The sequence below is a fragment of the Cupriavidus gilardii genome (assembly GCF_013314895.1).
Classification (GTDB): domain Bacteria; phylum Pseudomonadota; class Gammaproteobacteria; order Burkholderiales; family Burkholderiaceae; genus Cupriavidus; species Cupriavidus gilardii_C.
The window spans coordinates 327,651-349,765 of sequence record NZ_JABTYE010000002.1 but is presented as its reverse complement, the minus strand read 5'-3'; the positions used below and the strand labels follow the sequence as shown (position 1 = coordinate 349,765).

Here is a 22,115-nt window from a genome sequence, read left to right as displayed (position 1 = left end):
TGGATTCAAAGGCAGCAAGCGGTATAGAGCTCGTTCTAGAGCACGGTTCAGAGCACGTTATCGAGCAGCGCGTCGAGCGCGTCCTGGTCGATCTGGACATTGACCAGATCTGATGGCGTCATGCCGTGGTTGTCTTGGCAGAGACAGTGCTCGATGACGGCTTCCAGTTCGCGGCGGAGCGCATCGCCCAGGCGCTCGATGGTGGCGGACTCGAACTGTTTGCAGCTGTAGCCCAGTTTCAGCACCAGCTCGGCGCCGAATACCTGGCCATTGATGGTCAGCGCGTTGCCGAGCGGGGCGTGCGCATCGCGGCTCGCACCGCTCGGTTCATCGGCCAGTGCAAAGTCGGCGTCCTCGCCCGCGGCCTGGTCGAATTGCCCCAGATAGTTGAAGGTGACGCGCGGCTCGGCGCGACGCGCCAGCTCCGACCGGATCTCGGCAGGGCCTAGATGACGCAACAGGCCATAGCCGATGCCGTTGTCCGGAATCGCCCGCAAGGTCTCCTTGACCTGCTTGATGGTGCCGCCGATATCGGGCGCCACGGGCAGCACCACGGGAAACACCGTGGTGAACCATCCCACCGTGCGGCTGACGTCGACCGAATCGGCGAGCGCTTCCCGGCCATGTCCTTCCAGCTGGATCGCGACACGCGAGCGTTGTGTCCATGTGGCAAGCGCACGCGCGACGGCGCTCAGCAGCAGGTCGTTGATGCGGGTGCGATAGGGGCCGTGCGCTTGCTGCAGCAGTTGCGTGGTGCGCGCAGCGTCCAGGCGGATCGTGTGCTGGCGCCCGTCGATGGCGAGCGCCGGCGTGTCGTGATCGGGTTCCAGCGCTGGCACGTCGGACTGCGATAGCCAGTAGTCCGCCTGCCGCCGCATGGCATCGCCATTGGCGTGCGCCGCCAAGGTCTGCGCCCACGTCTTGTACGACGCGGTTTTTGGCGGAAGGACGATGGCTTCACCCTGACGTGCGAGGCGATACGCCTGCTGCAGGTCCTCCATCAGGATCCGCCATGACACCCCATCGACCACCAGATGGTGCACCGCGAGCAGCAGCCGCTCGCTGCCGTCGGGTAGTCGAACGTGCAGCGCACGCAGCAACGGCCCCTGTTCGAGGTCCAGGCTTCGCTCGGCATCGCTGCAACGGTCCGTCATGGCGGCGAGGTCGGGCATCTCTTCGTGCCACAGCAGTTCATGATCCTCGTGCTCGGCGTAATACTGCTGCCATTGGCTATCGGACTGCCGATAGCGCAGGCGCAAGGCGTCGTGATGGGCGACGAGGGCTTGAAGCGCCTGGCGTAGCGCCGGCGGGTCGATCGGAGCAACGGGCTTCAGCAGTACCGACTGGTTCCAATGATGGCGATTTGGCATCGGCGTCTCGAAGAACCATCGTTGAATCGGCAGCAGCGGCACTTCACCGGCGGGCTTGTCTTCGACGGACCGGTCCGTCTCGTCGCGCGTCGCCGCCCGAGCGAGAGCCTGAACGGTCTGATGCAGGAACAGGTCCTTGGGCGTGAAGCGCAGGCCAAGGCGACGCGCCTTGCTGACCGCCTGAATCGACAGGATCGAGTCGCCGCCGAGCTCGAAGAAGTTGTCCGTGATGCCGACTCGCTCGACACCCAGGACCTCCTGCCAGACCTGGGCCAGCTTGGTCTCGACCTCGTTGCTCGCGCCGACGTAGCCTTGCACCTCCCATACGGGCTCCGGAAGGGCCCGGCGATCGAGCTTGCCGTTCGGGGTGACCGGCAACTGGGTCAGCGGAACGATTTGCGCCGGCACCATGTAGGGCGGCAGGACGTTCTCGAGATATGCCCGGAGCCGTGCGGGCACTTCGACCTCGCCGTGGATCGGCACAACATAGGCCACCAGCTGCTTTCCGCCCGGCCCATCGTGGGGTACGACTACCGCTTCTCGCACGGTTGCGTGGGCACGCAGACGGGCTTCGATCTCGCCGAGTTCGATGCGATAGCCGCGGATCTTGACCTGATGGTCCAGACGGCCGACGTATTCGATGCTGCCGTCGCGACAGCGCCGGACCAGATCGCCGGTGCGGTACATGCGGGCGCCGGTGTTGAAGGGGTCGGGCACGAAGCGCTCGGCAGTCAGAGCGGGTCGGCCGACGTAGCCACGCGCCAGTCCGAGACCACCGATATAGAGCTCGCCAGTGACCCCGACCGGCACCGGATTCAGGTCCGCGTCGAGCACGTAAGCGGTGCGGTCGCCCACCGGTCTGCCGATCGGTACATAGGCGCTCGGGCAATCGGTGCCGTGCTGTCCGACCCAGGCCAGCGGGGTGACCACGGCCTCGGTCGGGCCGTAGCCATTGATCAGCGTGCCGGCACGGAACTTCTGCTTGATACGGGCAAAGGCTTCGCGCGACATCGCTTCGCCGCCGAACGACAGCAGCCGCAGCGGTACAGGCTCGGTGGCCGCCTCGGCCAGCCGCAGCAGATAGGCGGGCGGGAAGCCGGCGTTGGTCACGCCTTCGCGGCCGATGACTTCAAGGGTCTGCTCGGCGCTCCACAAGGTGTCGTCGCGCAGCACCAGTTGGGCGCCTGCGATCAGCGGCACGAGCCAGCGCTCGTGGGCGCCGTCGAAGTTGAACGACAGGAAGTGCAGCTCGCGATCGTCCGGGCCCATGCCGTACTGCTCGACGGTGGCGTGGCAGTGCATGGCCAGCGGGCCGTGTTCGACGGCGACGCCCTTGGGGGTGCCAGTGGAGCCGGAGGTGTAGATCAGGTAGGCGAGCTGGCGGGGATCGACTTGAGGCAGCTGAACCGGTGCCGGTTCACCGATGTCCTCCATCACGACGACGGGCAGCGTGGTATTGATCCGGCCCTGCAGCGCTCTGGAGGTCAGAACGACCCTGACTCCGGCGTCCTGCAGCAACTGGTCAATACGCGCTGATGGCAGCTCCGGGTCCAGCGGCAGGTAGGCGGCGCCGGCCTTGAGCGTGGCGAGCAGCCGCACGATCAGGTCCGGACTGCGGTCGAGCACCACGCCGACGACGGTTTCCGGCCCGGCGCCGGCGGCATGCAAGGCGTAGGCGAGACGAGTTGCGGCGGCATCGAGCTCGCCGTAGCTGACGGCACGCACGCCGCAACGCACAGCAATGGCATCGGGGCGCTGGGCCGCTTGGCGCGCGATGGCGAGGTGGACGGGCTCCGCAGCCGAGTAGCGACGATCGACAACATTCCAATCGGCCAACTGCCGCTGCTCGCCCGCAAGCAGCAGCGGGATGGCCGCGATCGCGATGGCCGGCTCGTCCGCCACGGCGCGCAACACGCCGACAAAATGCCGCTGCAAACGCTCGACGGTGTCGTGCTCGAACAGATCGGCCGCATAGCCGAACACGCCGCTGAGGACGCCATGCTCGTCCTCCTGCGTATCGAGCGCCAGATCGACCTTGGCCGCGTTGGCGGTTCGCTCGACCTTCTCCAGCACCAGCCCGGGCAGGCGATCGAGCGCGCGCAGGTCGCGCCGCTGATGGTTCAGCATGACCTGGAACAGCGGGTTGTGCGACAGATTGCGCTCGGGTTGCAGCGCTTCCACCAATTGCTCGAACGGCAGCTCCTGATGGGCTTGGGCTTGCAGCACCGACTCGCGGGCGCGCTCGAGCACGGATTCAAAGGTCATGCTGCCTTCGATCTCGGTGCGCAGGACCTGCGTGTTGACGAAAAAGCCGACCACGCCTTCGGTCTCGACGCGGTTGCGGTTGGCCACCGGCACGCCAACGCGCAGGTCGCGCTGGCCGGTGTAGCGGTAGAGCAGGACCTGGAAGGCGGCCAGCAGCACGGTAAAGAGGGTGGTGTCCGCGTTTCGAGCGAGGGTACGCAACCTGGACGACAGTTCGGCATCGAGCGAGAACGAAACGGCACCGCCGCGATGGCTCGGCACCGCCGGACGCGGCCGGTCCGTGGGCAGTTCCAGCACGACGGTGCCATCCTCGGCCAGATGCGACTTCCAATAGCGCAGCTGCCGCTCCAATTCACCGGCCTCGAGCCACTGCTTCTGCCACGCCGCGTAGTCGGCGTATTGAATCGGCAGTGGAGCGAGTTGAGCCGGCTGGCCGCTGACGAAGCCCGCATAGAGGCGCGCGAACTCGTCGATCACCACGTTCATCGACCAGCCGTCGGAGACGATATGGTGCATGGTGACCAGCAGGATGTGGTCGTCGTCGGCCAGCCGCAGCAGGCGAACGCGCAGCAGCGGTCCCTGCTCGAGGTCGAACGGGGCCTGGGCTTCGGCGTCGACCATCGATTGCACAGCAGCATCACGCTGCGCCGGGTCGGTGTCGCGCAGATCGCTGATGGCAATCGGCAGCGGCCGAGGCGGATGGATACGCTGCACCGCCTGCTCGCCCTCCTGATGGAAGGTGGTGCGCAAGCTCTCGTGCCGTTCCACCAGCGCATCGAAGGTTCGCTGAAGCGCTGCTTGATCGAGGACTCCGCGTAGCCGCACGGCGCGCGGAATGTTGTAGAGGCCGCTGTCCCGATCCAGCTGCCACAGAAACCATAGCCGCTGCTGCGCATAGGACAACGCGGCCTCGCTGCACGAGCGAGCGGCAATCGGCAGCCGCCCAAAGTCCATGCCGCGGGCGTTCAGTTCTTCAATGAATCGCTGCTGCCCCGCGGGAGACAAGCTCGCGAACCGCTGTGCGAGGCGAAGTTTGTCAGCACTCATGCTTCTGTCTCCAGCGTATCGAGCCACGCCTCCATGTCGGCCCACTGTTCGGCTTCGGCGGGTCTGTCTTGCGCGTGGTGCTTGTCATTCGTTTGCGCGATGCTGGCAGCCATCTCGGCGAGACTCGTCGATTCGAAATACACCCGTAGTGGCACTGGTGCCGGCAGCCGCGCGTTGATCAGGGCGGCCAGCCGTGTCACCAGCAGCGAATGGCCGCCGAGGTCGAAGAAGTTGTCGTGAATGCCGACTTGCTCGACGCCGAGAACGTCTTGCCAGACCTGTGCGAGCAGGCTTTCGATCTCGTTGCGCGGGGCAACGTAGCCTTGGGTTTCCCATACCGGGGCGGGGAGCGCGCGGCGGTCCAGCTTGCCGTTTGGCGTGACGGGGAGCCGGTCCAGCGTGATGAGTTGTGCCGGAACCATGTGGTCGGGAAGTTGCGCTTTGAGCCGGGACCTCAGCGTCGCGGTGTCCGTGCCGTTCAGCACGCAGTAGGCGACCAGCCGGTCCTCGTGGGCAATCACGGCGGCGTCCTTGACGCCGGCTTGAGACCGCAGCAGATGCGCGACCTCCCCGAGTTCGACGCGGTAGCCGCGGATCTTGACCTGTTCGTCTTGACGACCGAGGTATTCGATACGGCCTTCTGCGTCTTGCTTGACTCGATCGCCGGTGCGATACATGCGAGCACCGTGGACAAAGGGATCGGGGACGAAGCGTTCCGCGGTCAGTCCCGGGCGACCGAGATAGCCGCGCGCCAGCTGTGGCCCGCCGATATAGAGCTCGCCGACGATGCCGGCCGGTAAAGGGTTCAGATCGGCGTCGAGCACATAGACCCGAGAACCGGGCAATGGCGTGCCCGTGGGCAACTGCCGCCCGGGCAAGGTCACCGCTTCGTGTGTCAGCACGCCGACCGTGGTTTCGGTGGGCCCGTAGTGGTTGAACAGCCGGCACTGCGGCTTCCGCTCCCGGATGGCCCGTGCCAGTTCTGCCGGTGTCGCCTCGCCACCGACAATCAGCGCCTGCTCGGGCAACACGTCGGTGGGCTGGCGCGCCTGCAGCAGCCCGCGCAGATGGCTCGGCACAATCTTGAGCACGCCAACACGGTGCTGAGCCATGTAGTCGGCGAAGCGATCCGGATCGAAGCCGCGCTCGCGCGAGATCAAATGCAGGGTCCGGCCACTGCAAAGGGCGCCGAACAGCACCGTATGGCCGAGGTCGGCAGCCGTAGTCGAAACCATCGCCATTGACGCATCGGCAGGCAACTGCAGGCGGTGCAGCACGCCGCAGACGTAGTGCGCCAGCGCATCGTGGCTGACGACCACGCCCTTGGGCGTACCGGTCGAGCCGGAGGTGTAGATCAGGTAAGCGGCCTGGCCCGGAAGCAACGAGACCGAAGGGGCGTGGGCCAGCGGCGCCACCGACGCCGGATCGATGCAATCGAAGCCTGGCACAGAACCCACGACAACACGCGCACCGGCGTCGTGCAGCAAGTGCCGCAGTCGGTCAGCAGGCTGCGCCGGATCGAGAGGCACGCAAACCGCCCCGGCCTTCAGGATGCCGAGCAGCCCGGTGACGAACGTCAATGACCGTTCGACGCAGAGCCCAACCCGAGTCTCCCGCCCAACTCCGCGTTCGACCAGTGCTGCCGCGACCGCATTGGACAAGCCATCGGTATCGACGCGCGTCAGCGCTTGGTCTTCGTATCTCAGCGCGATGGCAGCGGGACCCGTGGCAACAGTACGTTGCCATGCTGTCAGCACATCGATTGGTTGGGTACCCGGGGCCTCTCCCACAAGGCGCCCATCGTCCCCGCTTGCAAGCCGCAGGTCACCGACGCAGAGCTTTGGGGTCGCCGCCAACTGCTCGAGCACGGCAACATAGTGCCGCTGCAATTGCAGGATGGTCTCCTGCGAGAAAAGATCGCACTGGTAGCTGCAGCCGATATCGAGGGTCGAACCGGCAGACACCACCAGCGTCAACGGATAGTTGGTAGTCGCCGCATGGCTGACTTCGCCAAGCTTCAGGCCGTTCTGTTCGCGCTGGCGCAGCGCCGCATCGACCGGGTAGTTCTCGAACACCAGGATCGAGTCGAACAGCGCCTGTCCGGCTTGACCGGCCCAGCGCTGGATTTCGTACAGCGGCACATGCTCGTGTTCGCGCAGCGCCAAGTTCTCCGCTTGCAACGCCTGCAGCCAGTCGGCGACCGACTGGTCCGGCGTGGGTGCCTGGATCACCGGCAGCGTATTGATGAACAGGCCCAGCATCGCCTCGGCGCCAGGCAACGCCGCCGGCCGTCCCGCGACCGTGGCGCCGAAGGCAACGGCACGTCGTCCGGTATAGCGCTGCAGCACGATGACCCAGGCCGCCTGCAGCAGCGTGTTCAGGGTCAGATGCTGGCTGGCGGCGCTGCGCTGGAGGCGGGCGAGGGCGTCGGCTTCGAGGCTGGTGCGGCAGGTGGCGTGTCCGGTGCCGGCATCCGGCGCGGGAAGGGCGGAGGCCAACCGGGTCGGTTCATCGAGCGCTTGCAGCCGCTCGCGCCAGAACGACTCGCTGGCGGCCACGTCCTGCGTTTGCAGCCACGCGATGTGGTCGCGATAGCGCGAGGCAGGCACCTCGACCGGCTGGCCGTGGTAGCGCTGCAGGACCTCGCCGATCAGGCGCGCGGTGCTCCAGCCATCGAGCAGCAGATGGTGGCTGGTCCAGATCATGCGGTAGCGGTTCGCGTTCAGACGGAGCAGGCGCACGCGCATCAGCGGGGCGGCGTCGAGTGCGAAGGCCAGTTTGCGTTCTTCGAGCGCGGCGTCGTCGCAAGCCGATTCGCTCCAGTCGCGCTCGGCATCGATGCGGACCGGCGAAGGTACCTGCCGATAGACGGCCTGCATGGCCTGGCTGTCGATCCAGATGAAGCCGGTACGCAGAATCTCATGCCGCGCCACCGTCTCGTCCCAGGCGGAGCGGAAGCGCTCGGCATCGAGGCCGTCGAGCGTGATGGCGAGCTGGTTGACGTACAGCCCGGCCTCCGGCGCGTAGAGCGAGTGGAACAGCATGCCGTGCTGCATCGGCGTCAGCGGATACAGGTCCTCGATCTGGCGGCCGTCGAGGCGATCGAGCTGATCCTGGGTAAGTCCAGCGAGCGGCACGTCCGAAGGCGTCAGCGCACCGGGCGGCACGCTGAGGCAATGGTCGATGGTGGCCTCCAACGCCTGCCGATAGGCTTGCACCAGCGAAGCGATGGTCTCCTGACGGTAGCGGGCGGTGCTGAACGTGACGCCCAGCGACAGCACCCCGCTGCTGACCTGACCATTGATCGTGATCCAGTTGCCAAGCGGCGCCTCCGAAGAAACGGGCTGCCCCGGAGATTCGGTGGCGCGATCGAACAGGGCTGCTTCGCCGATACTGGCGTCAAGCTGGCCCAGATAGTTGAACGTGATGCGAGGCGAACGGAGCGCGGCCAGTTCGTCGCGGATCGCCCGCGGCCCGAGATGCCGCAGCAAGCCATAGCCGATGCCGTGATCCGGTATCCGTCGCAACGTTTCCTTGACTGCCTTGATGCTGCTGGCAGTGTCGCCGAGCACTGGCAGAACGACGGGAAAAAGGCTGGTGAACCAGCCGACGGTGCGGCTGATATCCACGTTCTCGAACAACGCTTCGCGGCCGTGGCCTTCCAGGAAGATGGCTGCCCGGCCTACGCCGGCCCAATGGCCGACGGCTCGTGCGAGCGCGCTCAGCAACAGGTCGTTGATCTGCGTGCGATATGCCGCGGGCGCTTGTTTCAGCAGCCGCTGTGTCTGGGCCGGCGACAGTTGCAGGTTCAGCGTGGCGGCGTCGGCGATGCGATCGTTCTCCACGGCGAGATCGCAAGGCAGCTCCGGCCCTTGCTGGGTGCGCCAGTGGGCGGCCTGCCGGAGCAGATCGTCCGAGTTCGCGTGCTGCGCCAATGCCTGCGCCCAGGCCTTGTACGATGCCGTCTTGGGCGGAAGGGCGATCGACAGACCATTCCGGGCAAGGCGGTACGCATGCTGGAGATCCTCCAGCAGGACGCGCCACGAGACGCCATCGATCACGAGGTGGTGAACAGCGAGCAGCAGTCGCTCACTGCCGTCCGGCAGCCGAAGCTGCAGCGCGCGAAGCAGCGGGCCGTGTTGGAGGTTGAGGCTTTGTTGCGCGCGGGTGCAGTGTGCGTCGATGGCCTCCACATCAGCGACATCTTCCCGCCACAGCAGTTCGCCTTCTACTGGCTCGGCGTAGTGCTGGCGCCATTCGCCCTCGGTCTCCCGGTACCGTAACTGCAACGCGTCATGATGGCGGGTCACGGCACGCAGCGCCTGCTGTAGTGCTTCGTGGTCGAGTGGCTCCCGGGGGTGCAGCAGTACGGATTGGTTCCAATGGTGGCGCTGCGGCATCGGCGTCTCGAAGAACGCCTGTTGGATCGGCAGCAGCGGCACCTCGCCGGTCGGCGCGTCCTCGACGGCGTGGCGCGCCTCGTCGCGAGCGGCGACCTGGGCCAGGGCCTGCACGGTCTGATGCAGGAACAGGTCCTTGGGCGTGAAACGCAGGCCAACGCGACGCGCCCGGCTGACGGCCTGGATCGACAGGATCGAATCCCCGCCGAGCTCGAAGAAGTTGTCCGTGATGCCGACTTGCTCGACACTCAGGACCTCCTGCCAAACCTGGGCGAGCAGCGTTTCGATATCGTTGCGCGGCGCGACGTAGCCCTTGGGTTCCCACTGCGGCTCGGGCAGCGCCCGGCGGTCCAGCTTGCCATTCGCCGTGACCGGCAACCGATCCAGCACCATGATGTGCGCCGGGACCATATAGCCGGGGAGGCAGCCTTCGAGATAGGCGCGAAGCTCGGCGGAGAGATCGGTTGCATCCTGGCGGGCGACAACATACGCGACCAGCTGTTTCCCTCCTTGACCATCGTGCGCAAGGACGACGGCTTCGCGGACCGAGGCATGGGCACGCAGACGGGCTTCGATCTCGCCGAGTTCGATGCGATAGCCGCGGATCTTGACCTGATGGTCCAGACGGCCGACGTATTCGATGCTGCCGTCGCGACAGCGCCGGACCAGATCGCCGGTGCGGTACATGCGGGCGCCGGTGGTGAAGGGGTCGGGCACGAAGCGCTCGGCAGTCAGAGCGGGTCGGCCGACGTAGCCACGCGCCAGCCCAAGACCACCGATATAGAGCTCGCCAGTGACCCCGACCGGCACCGGATTCAGGTCCGCGTCGAGAACGTAAGCGGTGCGGTCGCCCACCGGTCTGCCGATCGGCACATAGGCGCTCGGGCAATCGGTGCCGTGCTGCCCGACCCAGGCCAGCGGCGTGACCACGGCCTCGGTCGGTCCGTAACCATTGATCAGCGTACCGGCACGAAACTTCTGCTTGATACGGACAAAGGCTTCGCGCGACGTCGCTTCGCCGCCGAAGGACAACAGGCGCAGTGGCACCGGCTCGGTGGCCGCCTCCGCAAGGCGCAGCAGATAGGCGGGCGGGAAGCCGGCATTGGTCACGCCTTCGCGAGCGATGACTTCAAGCGTTTGCTCGGCGCTCCATAGGGTGTCGTCGCGCAGCACCAGTTGGGCGCCAGCGATCAGCGGCACGAGCCAGCGCTCGTGGGCGCCGTCGAAGTTGAACGACAGGAAGTGCAACTCACGGTCGTCCGGGCCCATGCCGTACTGCTCGACGGTGGCGTGGCAGTGCATCGCCAAGGGGCCGTGTTCGACGGCGACGCCCTTGGGCGTACCGGTCGAGCCGGAGGTGTAGATCAGGTAGGCGAGCTGGCGCGGATCGACTTGAGGCAGCTGAACCGGTGCAGGTTCACCGATGTCCTCCATTACGACGACGGGCAGGGCGGTGTCGACACGGCCAAGCAGCCCTCTGGAAGTCAGAACGACCCTGACTCCGGCGTCGTGCAGCAAGTGGTCGATGCGCGCAGCAGGCAGCTCCGGGTCCAGCGGCAGGTAGGCGGCACCGGCCTTGAGCGTGGCAAGCAGCCGCACGATCAGGTCCGGACTGCGGTCTAGCACCACGCCGACGACCGTCTCGGGGCCGGCCCCGGCGGCATGCAGCGCGTAGGCCAAGTGCGTCGAGGCGACATCCAGCTCGCCATAGCTGACGACACGCTGCCCGCAGCGTATGGCAATGGCATCGGGCCGCCGGGCCGCCTGGTTGGCGATGGACACGTGGACCGGTTCTGAGCCAGAGAACCGTCTATCGGCTGCGTTCCACTCACGCAGGCGACCTTGCTCGTCGCTATCGAGAAGGTCCAGCTCGCCAACACGGGCCTGAGGCCGTACGGCGATTTGCTTCAGCACACCGATGAAATGCCGCTGCAAACGCTCGACGGTGTCGTGCTCGAACAGATCGGCCGCATAGCCGAACACGCCGCTGAGGACGCCATGCTCGTCCTCCTGCGTATCGAGCGCCAGATCGACCTTGGCGGCGTTGGCGGTTCGCTCCACCTTCTCCAGCACCAGCCCGGGCAGGCGATCGAGCGCGCGCAGGTCGCGCCGCTGGTGATTGAGCATGACCTGGAACAGCGGGTTGTGCGACAGATTGCGCTCGGGTTGCAGCGCTTCCACCAATTGCTCGAACGGCAGCTCCTGATGTGCCTGGGCTTGCAGCACCGACTCGCGGGCACGGGCCAGTACCGCGTCGAACGCCATGCTGCCGTCGATTTCGTTGCGCAGTACCTGCGTGTTGACGAAAAAGCCGACCACGCCTTCGGTTTCGACGCGGTTGCGGTTCGCCACCGGCACGCCGACGCGCAGGTCGCGCTGGCCGGTGTAGCGGTAGAGCAGGACCTGGAAGGCGGCCAGCAGCACGGTGAAGAGGGTGGTATCCGTGTTGCGAGCGAGGGTACGCAGCCTGGACGACAGGTCGGCATCGAGCGAGAACGACACCGCACCGCCGCGATGGCTCGGCACCGCTGGGCGCGGCCGGTCGGTCGGCAGTTCCAGCACGACGGTGCCATCGTCGGCCAGATGCGACTTCCAATAGCGCAGCTGCCGCTCGAGTTCGCCGGCCTCGAGCCACTGCTTCTGCCACGCCGCGTAGTCGGCGTATTGAATCGGCAGTGGCGCCAGTTGAGCGGGTTGGCCGCTGACGAAGCCCGCATAGAGCCGGGCGAACTCGTTGATCACCACGTTCATCGACCAGCCGTCGGAGACGATATGGTGCATGGTGACCAAGAGGATGTGATCGTCATCGGCCAATCGGAGCAGGCGAACGCGCAGCAGCGGTCCCTGTTCGAGGTCGAAGGGGGCTTGAGCTTCGGCGTCGACCATCGATTGCACAGCAGCGTCGCGCTGTGTCGGCTCGGCGTCGCGCAGATCGCTGATGGCAATCGGCAGCGGTTGAGGCGCGTGGATCCGCTGCACCGCCTGCTCGCCCTCCTGATGGAAGGTGGTGCGCAGGCTCTCGTGCCGCTCCACCAGCGCATCGAAGGTCCGCTGCAAGGCGCCATCGTCTACCTCGCCGCGCAGACGCAGCATGCCGGCGAGGTGATAGGCGCTGCCGGCAGGGGCCAGCTTCCACAGGAACCACATCCGCTGTTGTGCGGCGGACAGCGGCAGATCGTTGGTGGCCGGTCGCCAGTCGGGCGTGATCGGCAGTACCGACAGCGAAATGCCCTGCTGGCCCAACCGCTCCAGCAAAATCTTCCGCTTTTCCGGCGGAAGGCCGACGAAACGCCGGATCAGTTCCCGGCTCGCTTGCTGATCGTTCATGGGATTAGGAGGCCTCGAGGTCAGCCATCAGGTCGTCGATGGTCTGCAATTGGCAGACGACGTTCACCGTGGTGCCGGTCGCTTGTTGCTGGGCGATGTAGTCAGCAAGCTCCGCAACGGTCGGCAGCGACATCGCTTGACGCAGCGTCAGCGTGTTGCCGAACTCGCGATGCAGCCGGGAAACGAGTTGCGTCAGCAGCAGGGAGTGGCCGCCAAGCTCGAAAAAATCGTCGTGTATGCCGACCCGCTCGGCGCCAAGCACCTCCTGCCAGATCGTCGCCAGCATCGTTTCGACGTCGTTGCGCGGCGCCACGTAGGCGTGGGTTTCCCATACCGGCTCGGGCAGCGCGCGGCGGTCGAGCTTGCCGTTGGACGTGACCGGCAACTGGTTCAGCGGCACGATCTGCGCCGGCACCATATAAGGCGGCAGGCAACCTTCCAGATAGGCTCTCAACCTGGCCCCGATGCCGGGCTGGTCTTCGACCGGAACGGCATAAGCCACCAGCTGCTTTCCGCCCGGGCCATCGTGGGCTACGACTACCGCCTCTCGCACGGTTGCGTGTGCGCGCAGACGGGCTTCGATCTCGCCCAGTTCGATGCGATAGCCGCGGATCTTGACTTGATGGTCCAGACGGCCGACGTATTCGACGCTGCCGTCGCGACAGCGCCGGACCATATCGCCGGTGCGGTACATGCGGGCGCCGGTGGTGAAGGGGTCGGGCACGAAGCGCTCCGCGGTCAGGCCCGGTTTTCCGACATAGCCGCGCGCGAGACCGAGCCCGCCGATATACAACTCGCCGGCCACGCCAATCGGCACCGGGTTGAGGTCGGCGTCGAGAACGTAAGCGGTGCGGTCGCCCACCGGTCTGCCGATCGGTACATAGGCACTCGGGCAATCGGTGTCGTGCTGCCCGACCCAGGCCAGCGGCGTGACCACGGCCTCGGTCGGTCCGTAACCATTGATCAGCGTACCGGCACGAAACTTCTGCTTGATACGGGCGAAGGCTTCGCGCGACATCGCTTCGCCGCCGAACGACAGCAGACGCAGCGGCACCGGCTCGGTGGCCGCCTCGGCCAGCCGTTGCAAATACGCGGGCGGGAAGCCGGCATTGGTCACGCCTTCGCGAGCGATGACTTCAAGCGTTTGCTCGGCGCTCCACAGCGTGTCGTCGCGCAGCACCAGTTGGGCGCCGGCAATCAGCGGCACGAGCCAGCGCTCATGGGCGCCGTCGAAGTTGAACGACAGGAAGTGCAACTCACGGTCGTCCGGGCCCATGCCGTACTGCTCGACGGTGGCGTGGCAGTGCATGGCCAGCGGGCCGTGTTCGACGGCGACGCCCTTGGGCGTACCGGTCGAACCGGAGGTGTAGATCAGGTAGGCGAGCTGGCGGGGATCGACGGCGGGCAGTGGCACCGGTGCCGGTTCACCGATGTCCTCCATCACGACGATCGGCAGGGCGGTGTCGACACGGCCAAGCAGCGCTCTGGAGGTCAGAACGACCCTGACTCCGGCGTCCTGCAGCAACTGGTCAATACGCGCTGATGGCAGCTCCGGGTCCAGCGGAAGGTAGGCGGCGCCGGCCTTGAGCGTGGCGAGCAGCCGCACGATCAGGTCCGGACTGCGGTCGAGCACCACGCCGACGACGGTTTCCGGCCCGGCGCCGGCGGCATGCAAGGCGTAGGCGAGACGAGTTGCGGCGGTATCGAGCTCGCCGAAGCTGATGGCACGCGCGCCGCAACGCACGGCAATGGCATCGGGGCGCTGGGCCGCCTGACACGCGATGGCGACGTGGACGGCGGCCGTCGAGAGGCGCTGGTCCGGTGCATCGCCATCCCGGGACTGCGCGGGATGATCGGTATCGAGTAACTTCAACTCTGCGATACGTGCTGTCGGTGCGGCGGCAATCTGGTCCAGCATGCCAACGTATTCCCGCTGCAATTGCTCGACGGCAGCGTGCGAAAACGCTTCGCACTGATAGCTGCAGACGATATCGAGGGTCACGCCTGCAGACACCACCAGCGTCAACGGATAGTTGGTAGTCGCCGCATGGCTGACTTCGCCAAGCTTCAGGCCGTTCTGTTCGCGCTGGCGCAGCGCCGCATCGACCGGGTAGTTCTCGAACACCAGGATCGAGTCGAACAGCGCCTGTCCGGCTTGACCGGCCCAGCGCTGGATTTCGTACAGCGGCACATGCTCGTGTTCGCGCAGCGCCAGATTCTCCGCTTGCAGCGCTTGCAGCCAGTCGGCGACGGATTGGTCCGGCGTGGGTGCCTGGATCACCGGCAGCGTATTGATGAACAGGCCCAGCATCGCCTCGGCACCCGGCAGTGCCGCCGGCCGTCCGGCCACCGTGGCGCCGAAGGCGACGGCACGCCGTCCGGTATAGCGCTGCAGCACGATGACCCAGGCCGCCTGCAGCAGCGTGTTCAGGGTCAGATGCTGGCTGGCGGCGCTGCGCTGAAGGCGGGCAAGCATGTCGGCATCGAGGCTGGTGCGGCAGGTGGCGTGTCCGGTGCCGGCATCCGGCGCGGGAAGGGCGGAGGCCAACCGGGTCGGTTCATCGAGCGCTTGCAGCCGCTCGCGCCAGAACGACTCGCTGGCGGCCACGTCCTGCGTTTGCAGCCACGCGATGTGGTCACGATAGCGCGAGGCGGGCACCTCGACCGGCAGGCCGTGGTAGCGCTGCAGGACCTCGCCGATCAGGCGCGCGGTGCTCCAGCCATCGAGCACCAGATGGTGGCTGGTCCAGATCATGCGGTAGCGGTTCGCGTTCAGACGGAGCAGGCGCACGCGCATCAGCGGAGCGGTGTCGAGGGCAAAGGCCTGTTTCCGTTCTTCGAGCGCGGCGTCGTCGCAAGCCGATTCGTTCCAGTCGCGCTCGGCATCGATGCGGACCGGCGAAGGTACCTGCCGATAGACGGCCTGCATGGCCTGGCCGTCGATCCAGACAAAGCCGGTGCGCAGGATCTCGTGCCGCGCCACCGTCTCGTCCCAGGCGGAGCGGAAGCGCTCGGCATCGAGGCCGTCGAGCGTGATGGCGAGCTGGTTGACGTACAGCCCGGCCTCCGGCGCGTAGAGCGAGTGGAACAGCATGCCGTGCTGCATCGGCGTCAGCGGATACAAGTCCTCGATCTGCGCACCGTTGAGGCGATCCAGTTGAGCTTGAGTCAGGCCGGCCAGCGGCACATCGGACGGCGTCAGCGCGCCGGGCGGCACGCTGAGGCAATGGTCGATGGTGGCCTCCAACGCCTGCCGATAGGCTTGCACCAGCGAGGCGATGGTCTCCTGACGGTAGCGGGCGGTGCTGAAGGTGACGCCCAGCGACAGCACGCCGCCGCTGACCTGACCGTTGATCGTGATCCAGTTGCCAAGCGGCGCCTCGGGATCGCGGCTGGCTCCGCTGGACTCGTCGGCGAAGTCGAATAGCGCGTCGCCACCGACGTTCTTGTCGAACTGACCCAGATAGTTGAACGTGATGCGGGGCAGTGCGCGGGACGCGAGTCGGTCACGAATGGCTTGTGGCCCGAGATGGCGCAGCACCCCGTAGCCGATGCCATGGTCGGGAACGCTGCGCAGCGTTTCCTTGACCGACTTGATGCTGGCCGCGGTGTCATCGACCGCCGGCAGCACGACCGGAAACATCGTCGTGAACCAGCCGACGGTGCGGGCGATATCCGGCGTCGCGCGCAAGGCTTCCCGGCCATGCCCTTCGAGCAGCACGGCAGTGCGATCGATACCCGCCCACTGGCCCACTGCCTGCGCCAGCGCGCTGAGCAGCAGGTCGTTGATCTGCGTGCGGTAGGCGGCCGGCGCCTGCTTGAGCAGCCGTTGTGTCTGCTCGGCCGACAGCCGCAGGGTCAGCGTGGCAGCCTCCGCGATGCGGTCGTCCGACACGGCGTGGTCGCAAGGGACCTCTGGGCCGTGCTGACCGCACCAGTAGTCCACTTGCCGAGTAAGTTCGTCGGAGTTCGCATGTTGAACGAGCGCCTGTGCCCAAGCCTTGTACGACGCCGTCTTGGGCGGGAGAGCGATGGGTTGGCGTTGCTGCGCGAGCCGGTATGCCTGCTGCAGGTCTTCCAGCAGGATGCGCCACGAGACACCGTCCACGACAAGGTGGTGGACGGCAAGCAGGAGGCGCTCGCCGCCATCGGGCAATCGCAGATGCAGAGCGCGCAGCAATGGACCCTGTGCGAGGTTCAGGCTGCGCTGGGCAAGGTCGCAGTGCGCTGCGATGGAACCGGCGTCGTCGACTTGTTCCTGCCACAGCAACTCGCTTTCGGCGGGCGCGGCGTAGTGTTGCCGCCATTGCCCGTCCTGCGGGCGGTAGCGCAGCCGCAATGCGTCGTGATGGGCGACCAGCGCCTTCAGCGCGCAGCGCAGCGCGTCCGGATCGAGGCGCTCCACGGGACGCAGCAGTACCGACTGGTTCCAATGGTCGCGGTTCGGCATCGGCGTCTCGAAGAACGCCCGCTGAATCGGCAGAAGCGGCACCTCGCCGGCAGGCATGTCGTCGACGCGACGATTGGACTCATCGCGCTTGGCGACTTGTGCCAGCGCCTGCACGGTCTGATGCAGGAACAGGTCCTTGGGCGTGAAACGCAGACCCAGACGGCGGGCGCGGCTGACCGACTGGATCGACAGGATCGAGTCGCCACCGAGCTCGAAGAAATTGTCGGTAGCGCCGACGCGCTCGACGCCCAGCACTTCCTGCCAGATCTGAGCGAGCAGCGCCTCGGTTTCGGTGCGGGGGGCGATATAGCCTTCCGCTTCCCACACGGGGGCGGGCAGCGCCCGGCGATCGAGCTTGCCGTTTGGCGTGACCGGGAGCCGGTCGAGCGCGATCAGCTGAGCCGGGACCATGTGGTCGGGTAGTTGCGCCTTGAGTTCGGTCTTTAGCGTCGTGGTGTCCGTGCCCTGCAGCACGCAGTAGGCGACCAGCAGATCCTCGTGAACGATCACGGCGGCGTCCTTGACGCCCGGCTGCGACCGCAGCAGATGCGCGATCTCGCCGAGTTCGATGCGGTAGCCGCGGATCTTGACCTGTTCGTCCTGGCGGCCGAGGTATTCGATTCGGCCTTCCGCATCTTGCCTGACGCGGTCGCCGGTGCGGTACATCCGTGCGCCGTCGGTGAAGGGATCGGGCACGAAGCGCTCGGCAGTCAGTCCGGGGCGGCCGAGGTAGCCGCGTGCCAATTGCGGTCCGCCGATATAGAGTTCGCCAACGATACCGGCCGGCACCGGGTTCAGGTCGGCATCGAGCACATAGACGCGGGAGCCTGGCAGCGGCGTGCCGGTGGGCAGCTGCCGTTCGGGCAAGGTCACCGCCTCGTGCGTCAGTACGCCCACCGTCGTCTCTGTGGGCCCGTAGTGATTGAACAGCCGGCAGTGCGGTTTCAGATCACGAATCGTGCGAGCCAGTTCGGCCGAGGTTGCCTCGCCACCGAGAATCAGCGCCTGCTCGGGCAGGACATCGGCAGGCTGACGCGCCTGCAACAACCCGCGCAGATGGCTCGGGACGATCTTGAGTACACCGACGCGATGCCGCGCCATGTACTCCGCGAAACGATCGGGATCGAAGCCACGCTCGCGCGAGATCAGATGCAAGGTGCGGCCGCTGCAGAGGGCGCCGAACAGCACGGTATGGCCGAGGTCGGCGGCGGTGGTCGAGACCATCGCCATGGAGGCATCGCTAGGCAACTGCAGCCGATCCAGCACGCCCGACACGTAATGCGCCAGCGCATCGTGGCTGACGACCACGCCCTTTGGGGTGCCGGTGGAGCCCGAGGTGTAGATCAGGTAAGCGGCCTGACCCGAATGCAGTGAGACCGAAGGAGCGCCGTCCACCGGCGCTACCGAGGCCGGATCGATGCAATCGAAGCCCGGCACGGAGCCGACGACAACGCCGGCGCCAGCGTCGTCCAGCAACTGCCGCAAGCGCTCCGCTGGCTGCGCCGGATCCAGCGGAACGCAGACCGCTCCGGTCTTTAGGATGCCAAGCAGCCCGGTCACGAACGCCAGAGAGCGCTCGACACAAAGCCCAACCCGCATCTCGGACCCAATGCCGCGTTCTACCAGTGCCGCCGCAATCCCATTGGCCAGCCGATCGGTCTCGCCCCGAGTCAGCGTCTGATCCTCATATCGCAGCGCAATCGCGGAAGTTTCCGCCACGACGCTGCGCCGCCATGCCGTCAGCACATCGGCCGGCGCGGGCGTCACCGCCTCGCCTACGAGGCGCCCGTCCTCATGGCCCAGCGCCAGCTCACCAACGCAAATCGTCGGTGTCGACGCGATTTGTTCGAGGATGCCGACATAGTGGCGCCGCATCCGTTCGATGGTGTCGTGGTCGAACAGGTCCGTGGCATAGCCAAATCGGCCGGCGATGCCGTCCTCGCTCTCGACCAGATCCAGCGCGATATCGAAGCGCGTGACATCGCCCTCGATCTGTTCGGCGGTGACGACGTGGCCGGCCAACTTCTTGGGGACGGCAATCGGCAGCGCGAGGTTGAATTTGACCTGGAACAACGGGTTATGGGACAGGCTGCGTTCCGGCTGCAGTGCCTCGACCAGTTGTTCGAACGGCAGGTCCTGGTATTCCTGCGACTCGAGCACCGTCTCATGCAGCCGGCGAAGCACAGCATCCCACGGCATGCTGCCGTCGATATCCGCGCGCACGACCAGCGTATTGACCAGGCAGCCGACCAGGCCCTCGGTCTCGACCCGCCCGCGATTGGCAACCGGCACGCCGACGCGGATATCGCGCTGCCCCGTGTAGCGGTACAGCAGCGTCTGGAAGCCGGCCAGCAGCACCGCGAACATCGTCGTCTGTGCGGCCAGCGCGATGCCGCGCAGCCTTGTCGCCAGCGCGCCGTCCAGCATGAACGGCACCGCGCCGCCGCGATGGCTTTGCACTGCGGGGCGCGGCCGATCGCCTGGGAGTTCCAGGACAAGGGACTCGTCGCCGAGGCGATCCTTCCAGTAGGCGAGTTGACGGTCGCGCTCGCTCCCCGCGAGGCGATCCGTATGCCAGGCGGCATAGTCCGCGTAGCGGATCGCCAGCGGCGGCAGGTCGACGGGGCGATCCGCCGCGAAGCCCTCGTACAGCCGGCAGAACTCGTCGATCGCCACGTTCATCGACCAGCCATCCGACACGATATGGTGGACCGTGATCGACAGCCATTCCTGATCGTCCGCCACCCGCAATTGCGCAACACGCAGGGGCGCCGCGGCCAGCAGGTCGAAGGGCTTGGCGCTAAGCGTTCTCGCCATTGCCTGCGCCTTCGCGGCAGCGTCGGGACCATGCTCGCGTAGATCCAGCACGACGATGGGGCAGGAGCCGGCAGGCAATACCCGTTGCCTTGGTTCCTCATGCTGGTCCAGTTCGAAGCGCGTGCGCAGTGCCTCGTGCCGGGCGACCAGCGCATCGACCGCGCGTTGCAGCGCGATTCGATCGAATCGGCCGTGGAGCTTCAATACGCCCGAGACGTTGTAGGCGCCGCTGTCCGGTTGCATCGACCACAGCACCCACAGGCCCCGCTGCACTGGTGACAGCGGCGCGAGTTGTTCGGTATCGGTCCGGCGTGCGATCCGGCCTTCCTTTCCGGAGCTACCGCGCTGGTCGCGCGCCAGCATTCCATCGATGACCGCCGCGTTGGCCCTCAGCGATCCATCGGCAAACAGATGCGCCAGCGCGTAGCCACGATGCAGGCGTTCCCGGGTTCTCGACACCAGCTGGGTCGCGCGCACCGAGTTGCCGCCCATGGCGAAGAAGTTGTCGTGGGCCGAGGCAGGGCGAACGCCGAGGACTTCGTGCCAGAGCTCCGCCAGTGTCGCCTCGGTGCCCTGCAGCGCCACGGTGGCGTTGCCGGTCGCGGCCGGTGAGGCGGCATCGTCGGACGTCGTAGCGGACGCGAGCCGCCGCCCCGATTCGAATGCGGCCCACAGCGTCAGTTCGCCGCTGCGCCAGGCCGGCAGGCAGCGCGAGCGCTGCAGCTTGCCGCTGGTGGTCTTCGGCAATTCGCCGGGTTGCAGCAACAGCACCAGCCCCGGCGGCTCGCCACAGCATTGCGCCACCGCCTCTCGAATGGCGGTTTCCACCGCTTCGGGCGAGCCGAACTTCTGGATGCTGCGCGCAATCTCGGCGGCGATGCCGATCGTTTCGATCTGACCGTCGGCGGATCGGAGCGGGAAGGCCGCAACGCGCCCCTTGCGCACGACCTCGACCGCGGCTTCGACCGCGATCTCGATGTCCTGGGGATACAGGTTGTGTCCGCGGACGATGATCAAGTCCTTCAAGCGTCCGGCGACATAGAGCATGCCGTCGTGCAGGAAACCGAGATCGCCCGTGCGCAGGTAGCGCGGCGCAGCGTCATCGTGGTGCGTGTACGTGTTGGCGCTAGCTTCGGGTTGCTGCCAATAGCCGGCCGTCACGCTCGGCCCGGCGATGCAGATTTCGCCGATCTGTCCGTCCGGCACTGGCTCGCCTCGCTCGACATCGCGAATATCGATGCGATGCGCGGGGGCGGCACTACCGCAGGCAACGAGCCGGGTGCCGTCGTCATCGACGGCGGGAACGGCACGGCCGGCGGCGAGCGCCGCTTCGTCGAACCCCGTCATCGTGGCACCCTCGCCGCGACGCCCGCCGCTCGCGAGCAGCGTCGCCTCGGCCAGTCCATAGCAGGGATAGAGCGCGTGAGCGTCGAGGCCGGCGTCGGCGAAGTGGCTGGCGAACCGTTCCAGTGTCTCGGCGCGAATCGGCTCGGCGCCGCAGAAGGCGACGCGCCAGCTGCGCAGGGACAGCGTCTGCACCTGTGCCGGACGCACGCGCTCCACGCAGAGCCGATAGGCGAAGTCCGGGCCGCCGCTGACGGTGCCGCGGAAGCGGTCGATCGCCTCGAGCCAGCGGCGCGGCCGTTGCAGGAAATAGGTCGGCGACATCAGCACCAGCGGCATGCCGCCATAGAGCGGATGCAGCAGTCCGCCGATCAGGCCCATGTCGTGATAGAGCGGCAACCAACTGACCATCACGTCGTCCGCCGTGGTGCTGAACCGGCTGGCGATGGCGGCTTCGTTGGCGACGATGTTGGCGTGCGTCACCATCACGCCCTTCGGCGTCGCGGTCGAGCCCGAGGTGTATTGCAGGAAGGCCACGGCGTCGGGACTGACCGCCGAAGCCCATGCCTTTATCTCTTCGATGGACGGTTCGGGCAGCGATTGCTGAACCGACGATACGCTGACGACGCCCGTTTGCAGGCCGTCCGAACGGCCGCTGGCCCAGGCACCGGCAAGGCCGTCATCGACAAGCACCACACTGGGCCGGGCATCGGCAGCGATGGCATTGAGCCGCGCCAGATGCTGTGGCCGTAGCGATTCCGGCGGGAAGGCCGGCACCGCGATCACGCGCGCCAGCAGGCAGCCGAGAAACGCGCCGACGTAATCGATGCCGGTATCGAGCACGATCATCGCGCGCTCGCCAGGCTGCGCGACCTCGCGCAGGCGCGTGGCGTAGGCGGCGGCGCGCGCCAGCAGCTCGCGATAGCGGTAGGGCGTGCCTTCGGGGTGGTCCTCGTCCAGCACCGTCAGTGCCGTCGCATCGGCGCGGCTTGTCGCGTGATGGATCAAATAGTCGAGCAGCGTTTCGCCTTGCATTGCTGTCCTTATGCGAATCGATGGACCGGTGCTGCAGCAGCACGTCCGACAGAATGAAGA

Annotated in this window: 3 protein-coding genes; all 3 read right to left on the bottom strand. The window is 66.7% G+C overall.

What is annotated here, in order from left to right:
* Positions 1–47: 47 nt before the first annotated feature.
* Genes HTY53_RS03325 through HTY53_RS03315 form a run of 3 tightly spaced genes read right to left on the bottom strand, consistent with a single transcriptional unit; the run spans position 48 to position 22,055 of the window.
* On the bottom strand, positions 48–4,682 hold the full coding sequence (locus tag HTY53_RS03325; RefSeq protein WP_174105021.1) for a non-ribosomal peptide synthetase: 4,635 nt from the start codon (positions 4,680–4,682) through the stop codon (positions 48–50).
* Positions 4,679–12,409 carry a non-ribosomal peptide synthetase gene (locus tag HTY53_RS03320; protein WP_174105020.1) on the bottom strand — a complete coding sequence of 2,577 codons (7,731 nt, stop codon included), beginning with the start codon at positions 12,407–12,409 and terminating at the stop codon, positions 4,679–4,681. The genes HTY53_RS03325 and HTY53_RS03320 overlap by 4 nt, the downstream gene beginning before the upstream one ends.
* A gap of 4 nt (positions 12,410–12,413) precedes the next feature.
* A complete protein-coding gene (locus tag HTY53_RS03315) occupies positions 12,414–22,055 on the bottom strand; it encodes a non-ribosomal peptide synthetase (RefSeq protein ID WP_174105019.1) in 9,642 nt (3,213 codons plus the stop codon).
* Positions 22,056–22,115: the final 60 nt, after the last annotated feature.

Excerpts from the sequence above, each read along its gene's own strand:
- HTY53_RS03325 (WP_174105021.1), bottom strand. The coding sequence starts at position 4,682 with ATGAGTGCTGACAAACTTCGCCTCGCACAGCGGTTCGCGAGCTTGTCT.
- HTY53_RS03315 (WP_174105019.1), bottom strand. The coding sequence starts at position 22,055 with ATGCAAGGCGAAACGCTGCTCGACTATTTGATCCATCACGCGACAAGC.
- HTY53_RS03320 (WP_174105020.1), bottom strand. The coding sequence starts at position 12,409 with ATGAACGATCAGCAAGCGAGCCGGGAACTGATCCGGCGTTTCGTCGGC.